We start from the raw sequence: 6,260 nt of genomic DNA, 5'->3' as shown, positions 1-6,260 counted from the left end.
GCGGAGAGTGTGTCCCCGAAGAATCTAGCATTCATGCGGGCTTCGGAGGAGTTCGCCTTCTCTATAGGCCATCCCATGGGCCATCACGATTGGACTTTGCGCCCCATCAAGACATTGCCGTCCCAGAGCACCAGCGTTCGGCTGACCTTGGCTTCAGCATCGCGCTCTAGCATGACGTCATAGCCTTCCAGCTCGCGTGCTGCGACCTTGTCCGGCCGAACCCATCGAACTTCATAGCCCTGCTCAGCGGCTTTCTCTTTGAAGCCAGATTGATCCGGCCAGTTGTAGTCGACGAGCTTCTTTTCGTCTTTCCACTGACCTCGCTCCTTGTAGTCCTTTCCGAGGGTGTACAGGAGGGTTCCAATTGCAACGATGTCGATCATGCTGCCATCCGATGCTCGTAGTAAGGCCGCTCTTTGTCCTCGAGGATCTCATCGAGTTGATCCAGCTTGCGACTTTGCGGCGTAAGCCAAGCCTCGACATTCTCGCGGCGCAGTTGAATGATGCAGCGGTCGTGCCCAGCGTCGGCCACCTCTGGCGGCGGGTCGTCGGTCACCGCGGCGAAGGACCATAAGTCCTCATCGTTCGAGCCCTCGGGCGGTGTCCAGTGCGAGTAGACGCAGGCGATCAGCATGTCCTGCTGCGGCTTCGGTCTGAACTCGAGCACGACGTTCTCGGGCTCCTCACCCGGTCGCAGCTCGCGGTGCTCCATGTCGTGCCGTTTGACGTTCTCGTAGAAGCCGTTGACGATCATCAGCCCGTGGGTTTTACCGAACTGCCCCTTCCAGAAGTTCCGGATGTTGTCGCGGCGCGCGTTGTAGGTGCCCGGGTACTTCGTGTCGTAGAAGGCCGGCTTGCCCTCTGGACGGCATTGGTATCGCATCGGCTTGATGACCCACTCGTCGTTCTCGACGATCAGCACGGGCGCATACCATCCGGGGAAGATGCGCGAGTCCCGTGGCTTCAGGTCGACCCGCTTCAGGTCTTCCAGCTTGGCCAATGCCCACGGGATTTTCTCTCCTGCTATGCGCTGGTCGTTGAGCGCCTGCTTGGTCTGCTTCACCTGCAGCACCCGCTCCGCAGCGACTAGGCGCGCGCGCTGCTTGAACAGCGTCTGCTCGTACTTCATCACCTGGTCGGCGTTGAACTCGTCGATCAGCGCCTTGACCGCCTGCTCCTCTTCACTCCGTGGGTGCGCGAACTGCGCATCCATGGCCTTCGGGAACAGCATCGGCTTCAACTTCCGCTTCCAGTAGGCATCGTGGAAGTCCTTGATGGACATCTTGGACTTGGGGAACAGGCGCAGGAAAGCCCCGTGATCAGCTCGGACCTCGGCTGAAAAACACATCGCAGCTCCTTTCAAATGCCCGGCAACGGGCTGTAGGCCATCGGTTTTACACATTCGTGATGTGCCCGACCTATACTGTATGAATGAACAGTGTTTTGGCGCAATCGGTCCCGGTGGCTCTTTCCACCGAAGTCCTGATGCTGCCAATTGCGGACGCGCGAGTCCACGCCGGCTTTCCCTCGCCTGCTGAAGACTTCCTCGTAAAGCGCATCGACCTGAACACGGTGTTGGTGACGCACCCCCAGGCCACGTTCTTTCTCCGCGTCGCCGGCGACAGCATGCGCGAGCTCGGCATCGAGGATGGCGACCTGCTGGTGGTCAATCGGGCCATCAAGCCGCGGCACGGCCAGATCGTGGTCGCTGTCGTGGACGGGGACTTCGCCGTCAAGCAGCTGCACCTACGCGCCGGCCGACTGAAGCTCAAGGCAGGCAACCCCACGTACCCCGACATCACGCCTTCCGATGGCCAGGTCGTCGAGGTATGGGGCGTGGTGACGAGCTGCATCAAGCAGTTCCAGACGTGATGCTCGCGCTGATCGACGGCAACAATTTCTACGTGTCCTGCGAGCGGGTTTTCAAGCCGAGCTTGCGGGGCCGGCCGGTCGTCGTCCTGAGCAACAACGACGGGTGCGCGATCAGCCGCAGTGACGAGGCGAAGGCGCTGGGCGTGAAGATGGCGCAGCCGCACTTCGAGTTCCGCCACCTCGAGGAACAGGAGGGCCTCGTGTCGCTGTCGGCCAACTTCACGCTGTACGGCGACATGAGCGACCGGATGATGAGCCTCGCGGCTGGGCTGGGCGCCGCGCAGGAGATCTATTCCATCGACGAATCGTTCGTTGACCTATCCGGCATTCCTGGCGATTTGCGCGGCCGCGCGCGGTCGGTGCGCGAGCGGATCCTGCAGTGGACCGGCATCCCTTGCTGCGTGGGCATCGGCCCGACCAAGACCCTCGCCAAGCTCGCGAACTACATCGCCAAGACGGCCGAGCGCAAGCCCGGCAGCTACCCTCCCCTGCAGGCTCAGGTCTGCGACCTCTCCGCGCTGGCGCCAAACGAGATGAACGCGCTGCTGGCGAGCACCGAGGTGGGCGAGGTATGGGGCGTGGGCCGCCGCATCGGCGAGCAGCTGCGCGAGGGCGGCGTCATCACGGCGCTCGACCTTGCGCACCTCGATCCAGCAACGGTGCGTCGCCGCTGGTCCGTCGTGCTGGAGCGCACCGTGCGCGAACTACAAGGCCTTCCCTGCATCGACCTCGACGACGCGCCAGCGCCGAAGAAGGAAATCGCCTGCACCAGGTCGTTTGGCCATCCAGTGCGCGAGCTGCCGCCCCTGATCGAAGCGGTGAGCGAGTTCGCGGCGCGCGCCGCAGAAAAGCTGCGCCGACAGGGCAGCTTGGCTGGCCTGGTGCTGGTCTTCGCGCACACGTCGCCATTCCGGCCGGGCCCGCGCTTCGCGCGGTCCCTCACGGTTCCACTGCGCCGCCCGACCTCCGACACGGCCGCCATCACACAGGCAGCAGTGCTCGGCCTCGAGTGCCTATTCGAGCCGGGTTTCGACTTGGCCAAGGCCGGCGTGATGCTGCTCGAACTGTGCGACGACAGCGTCATGCAGGGCGAACTAGATCTCGAAGTTGAGGTGGGCCGCGAGCGCGGCCGGCTGATGCACGCCGTCGACGTGCTCAACGACCGCTACGGCAAGGGCACCCTCCGGCTCGCCAGTACAGGGGCTGTGGGCGAGCAGCGCGAATGGACCATGAAGCAGCGGCGGAGAACACCTCAGTACACCACCGACTGGCGCCAAGTGCCTGTTGCGCGGGCATAGCCTCCTCAAGCACACCCACTATCCCGAGACCACCTATTGGATCTGAAGGGACTTCGCTCCTCCGGGGCAATCGAGCCAACTAGACTCGACCGACTGCCATAAAAAAGAGGAGAGATGATGGACAGAAAAGAGGCGCTCAGCCTGCCGATTCGGATCGGCGACCGGACCTTTCAAGTCACGTCCGATGACCAATACTTGGAAGACATGCGCGGGGAGTTTGAGCCAGACACCGTCGCCCTTTTTCGGACACTGGTGAAGCCCGATGCTCTGGCCTTGGACATTGGCGCGAACATCGGGTGCACCGCCCTGCTGCTCTCGCAGCTTGCGCGGCGAACGATCGGCTTCGAGCCATCGCCCAGCACGTTCGCGCTGCTGCAGCAGAACGTCGACGCCGGCGCCCAGAACGTCGAGGTAGTGAATGTGGGCCTCGGCCGCGAGCCGGCAGATCTCAACATCGTTTTCAGTCCCTCGCACCGATCTGGCGGTTTCGTCGCCCGCGAGGGGCTGGCCGGCCACGTGACGGAGCCGATCCAGATCCTGCAGGGCGACACCTACCTGCAGGCGACTCTGGGCACCGATCGCGTCGGCTTCATCAAGATCGACGTTGAGGGATTCGAGCTGGAGGTGCTGGCCGGCCTGCAGCAGACCATAGCGACCCATCGCCCCGTCGTCACGCTCGAACTCAATCATTGGTGCCTGAATGCCTTCCAGCGCACAAGCGTTCCGGACTTCATCGACACGCTGTGCAAGATCTTCCCCTTGCTCTACGCGGTACACGACGGCCACGCCATCGACCTGCACGACTCGGGCGATCGCTATCACGCCACCTACCGCCACATCGTGCACTTCGAATACGCGGCGCTGGTGGGCGCGTTCGACAGGCAGCAGCTGGACGCGTTCCTGCAGGCCTACGTCGATCGAGCCAAGCCGCGATCCGTCCCCGCAGATCCACACGCCCGCATCGCGGTGCTGGAGCGCGAGCGACTGGAGCTGGAACAGGAGCTCAACGCCGAGCGCGAGGCCGGCAGAGCGATGCAGGAAGACCTCTCGGCCGCACTCGCCGCGGCCACCCAGCGCACGCACCAGGTGCGAGCGGAACTCGAGGCCGTGCGGGCATCGACCAGCTGGCGCATCACGAAGCCACTTCGCGCCGTCAAGAACTTGATGCAGTGAGCCGTCCGAGCTGACCGAGGCCCCCAGCCGTCGCTGGGGGCTTTTTTTTGCCCTCGCGTCGACGGAAGGTCTGCCACGCGCCCATCGCGGCTTCTGGCCCCTGCCATCGCGTCCCGCCCCATCCAACACGGCCGCCGGCAACCGTTGCCAAGTCGATCTTTTGCGCCCAGAAGTTAGCGCGCCAGACCCTGGCGTCGCGCCGGCATCAATCTCGGCCCTTCAAAATTTCAGGGAGGGGTCGGGGAAAGCCTGATATTCCTAACGAGGACTCCAGAAATGACCGAAAAGCCAGCATTCATGCGGGTTTCCGGGCCGTCCTACAAACCTGATATTTGTCTAATATGAACCTAACAATATTAGAGTTCTGGACCCTGATTCTTTTTGTAAACCGACCCTATATAAATCAACAACTTAGCGAAATATCAGGGTTCTTGTTAGGTCGTATCAGGGTTGCACCCTGATAGGTCGGTGCTAGGCGCCATGCGGGTTTGCGGGCAGTTTTGGGGGGCGATCAGGGATATCAGGCTTTTCCCGAACCCCTACCGGATTTCAGAAGGCCCCCACGGTGCCCGCCCCGTGGTTGGACACCCCCGATTCCGGCTCCAAAGGCCGTCATTTCGCGTCGCGAAAAGCCACCCGGCGGGGCGCGCGCGGCCCGCGCCGCTGCTGGCGCCAGCCAGGATCGACGGTGCCGTCAGAAGAGACCCATTTAGCGGGCAGGCGTGGCGGGGTCAAGACCGCGCGCCGGGGGGCAGAGTCGCACACAGCCCTGGGGCCGGGCATGCCTCGGGGCAAAAGGGGGGCGCGCAGCGCCAAGGCGTGGCCGTAGGCAGCAGGAAATGAAGGAAGGGAGGGCTTGAGCAGGGTCGTGTGCCTAGCCCCGGCTACGGGCTGCAGTCCTGCGTGATCTGAGTTCGCATAAGCTGCGCGAATGGACACAGTGGCTCTAGAAAACAAGTTCGTGGACGACCTAGCGAAGGTCGCTGCAGACCTCATTGGCACGTACGGGCTGCTGTGGCAGCCGAGTACGTCAAGTGCTGAGGCTGCGATGCAGCGCTGGCTCGACTTTCGATTCCGCTATGTCGAGCCTCGCCCGCGGACGGTGATCTATTCGGACAAGTTTCCGAAGTCTCTACCAGCGAGCGTCGAAGCAGAGCTGCTTGCCTTCGAGACATCAGCGAAAGCCGGAGACGATTTGAACCCCAGACAGGGCCGTGGACTTACCGAGCATCACGATGCGAGCGGAACCAAGGCCTCCCGGCGCACCGATGCTCTATGGGCAGATTGGGGCCTTCTCCATTTCCACCTTTGCTCTTTGCCGTCCCTGAAGGGCGGATATCACACTCAGCGCTCCGGCGATATGGCAATCTGCGTTGCAAACGACGAGCACCTGGCAATCATCGACGTCGTACCTCATCCGAAAGACGAGGGCTGGGCGAACCCGGACTTTATTGAAACTCTCCATCGCAGCTGGCCCGACGCGATGGACCCGTTTCGCATCCGCGGCCTTACTCAATATCCAGCCCTGACCCAAGATCAAATTCACGCGCTTCGCAGCAATTCAACCAACTACTCAGTGACGCTAGGGGGTGAGTCTTTTATCAACCCAGGCTGGGGCTTCATGGGCACCAAGACGAGCATGAAGGCCTACATGGCAATGATGCACGCGATGAAGGCCGCGCGCGAACTCGCGCAATTCGCATCCAACCCGGAGGGCCCAATCGCGAACTGTCTAGCTGCTGAAAAAATCACCGAACCAGCCCTGTGTTTGGTCGTAGTAGAAGGCAAGCTGTGCATCCACGACGGCACCTCGAAAATCCTTTTCCCTTTGATGGACGAGGATTCGAATCAGGGAAATGCACTAGGGACGATCAAGAACACAGTGCTTCCGGATTGGGCCGCGAAACGGCTTTAGTC

Annotated in this window: 6 protein-coding genes; 4 read left to right on the top strand and 2 right to left on the bottom strand. The window is 62.2% G+C overall.

Features of this window, described 5'->3' with window-relative positions; translation table 11 throughout:
• Nucleotides 1-83: 83 nt before the first annotated feature.
• Nucleotides 84-383 (bottom strand): hypothetical protein, encoded by a 300-nt coding sequence (locus BLQ28_RS32515; RefSeq protein ID WP_093237859.1) that lies wholly within the window; start codon nucleotides 381-383, stop codon nucleotides 84-86.
• Nucleotides 380-1,348, bottom strand: coding sequence for an SOS response-associated peptidase family protein (locus BLQ28_RS06525; RefSeq protein WP_093237858.1), 969 nt, complete (start codon nucleotides 1,346-1,348; stop codon nucleotides 380-382). Before BLQ28_RS06525 ends, BLQ28_RS32515 begins: the two co-directional genes overlap by 4 nt.
• Before the next feature lie 137 nt (nucleotides 1,349-1,485).
• Here BLQ28_RS06525 and BLQ28_RS06520 point away from each other — a divergent pair, with 137 nt between their 5' ends.
• From BLQ28_RS06520 to BLQ28_RS06505, 4 genes are all read left to right on the top strand, one after another.
• Complete coding sequence (locus tag BLQ28_RS06520) at nucleotides 1,486-1,872, top strand: LexA family protein (RefSeq protein ID WP_371126578.1); 387 nt, start codon at nucleotides 1,486-1,488, stop codon at nucleotides 1,870-1,872.
• Nucleotides 1,872-3,170 carry a Y-family DNA polymerase gene (locus tag BLQ28_RS06515; RefSeq protein WP_093237855.1) on the top strand — a complete coding sequence of 433 codons (1,299 nt, stop codon included), beginning with the start codon at nucleotides 1,872-1,874 and terminating at the stop codon, nucleotides 3,168-3,170. The genes BLQ28_RS06520 and BLQ28_RS06515 overlap by 1 nt, the downstream gene beginning before the upstream one ends.
• A 114-nt stretch (nucleotides 3,171-3,284) precedes the next feature.
• Nucleotides 3,285-4,343, top strand: coding sequence for an FkbM family methyltransferase (locus BLQ28_RS06510; protein WP_093237853.1), 1,059 nt, complete (start codon nucleotides 3,285-3,287; stop codon nucleotides 4,341-4,343).
• 931 nt (nucleotides 4,344-5,274) lie between these two features.
• Nucleotides 5,275-6,258 carry a hypothetical protein gene (locus tag BLQ28_RS06505; protein ID WP_093237852.1) on the top strand — a complete coding sequence of 328 codons (984 nt, stop codon included), beginning with the start codon at nucleotides 5,275-5,277 and terminating at the stop codon, nucleotides 6,256-6,258.
• Nucleotides 6,259-6,260: the final 2 nt, after the last annotated feature.

It is taken from the genome of Variovorax sp. EL159, from assembly GCF_900100965.1.
Classification (GTDB): Bacteria; Pseudomonadota; Gammaproteobacteria; order Burkholderiales; family Burkholderiaceae_C; genus Variovorax.
Note: the sequence above shows the minus strand (reverse complement) of the source record. Positions and strands in the feature narration are given on the sequence as shown.

What these genes read in the sequence shown, in the direction of transcription:
- BLQ28_RS32515 (WP_093237859.1), bottom strand. Translation starts at nt 383, where the DNA reads ATGATCGACATCGTTGCAATTGGAACCCTCCTGTACACCCTCGGAAAG.
- BLQ28_RS06525 (WP_093237858.1), bottom strand. Translation starts at nt 1,348, where the DNA reads ATGTGTTTTTCAGCCGAGGTCCGAGCTGATCACGGGGCTTTCCTGCGC.
- BLQ28_RS06520 (WP_371126578.1), top strand. Translation starts at nt 1,486, where the DNA reads ATGCTGCCAATTGCGGACGCGCGAGTCCACGCCGGCTTTCCCTCGCCT.
- BLQ28_RS06515 (WP_093237855.1), top strand. Translation starts at nt 1,872, where the DNA reads ATGCTCGCGCTGATCGACGGCAACAATTTCTACGTGTCCTGCGAGCGG.
- BLQ28_RS06510 (WP_093237853.1), top strand. Translation starts at nt 3,285, where the DNA reads ATGATGGACAGAAAAGAGGCGCTCAGCCTGCCGATTCGGATCGGCGAC.
- BLQ28_RS06505 (WP_093237852.1), top strand. Translation starts at nt 5,275, where the DNA reads ATGGACACAGTGGCTCTAGAAAACAAGTTCGTGGACGACCTAGCGAAG.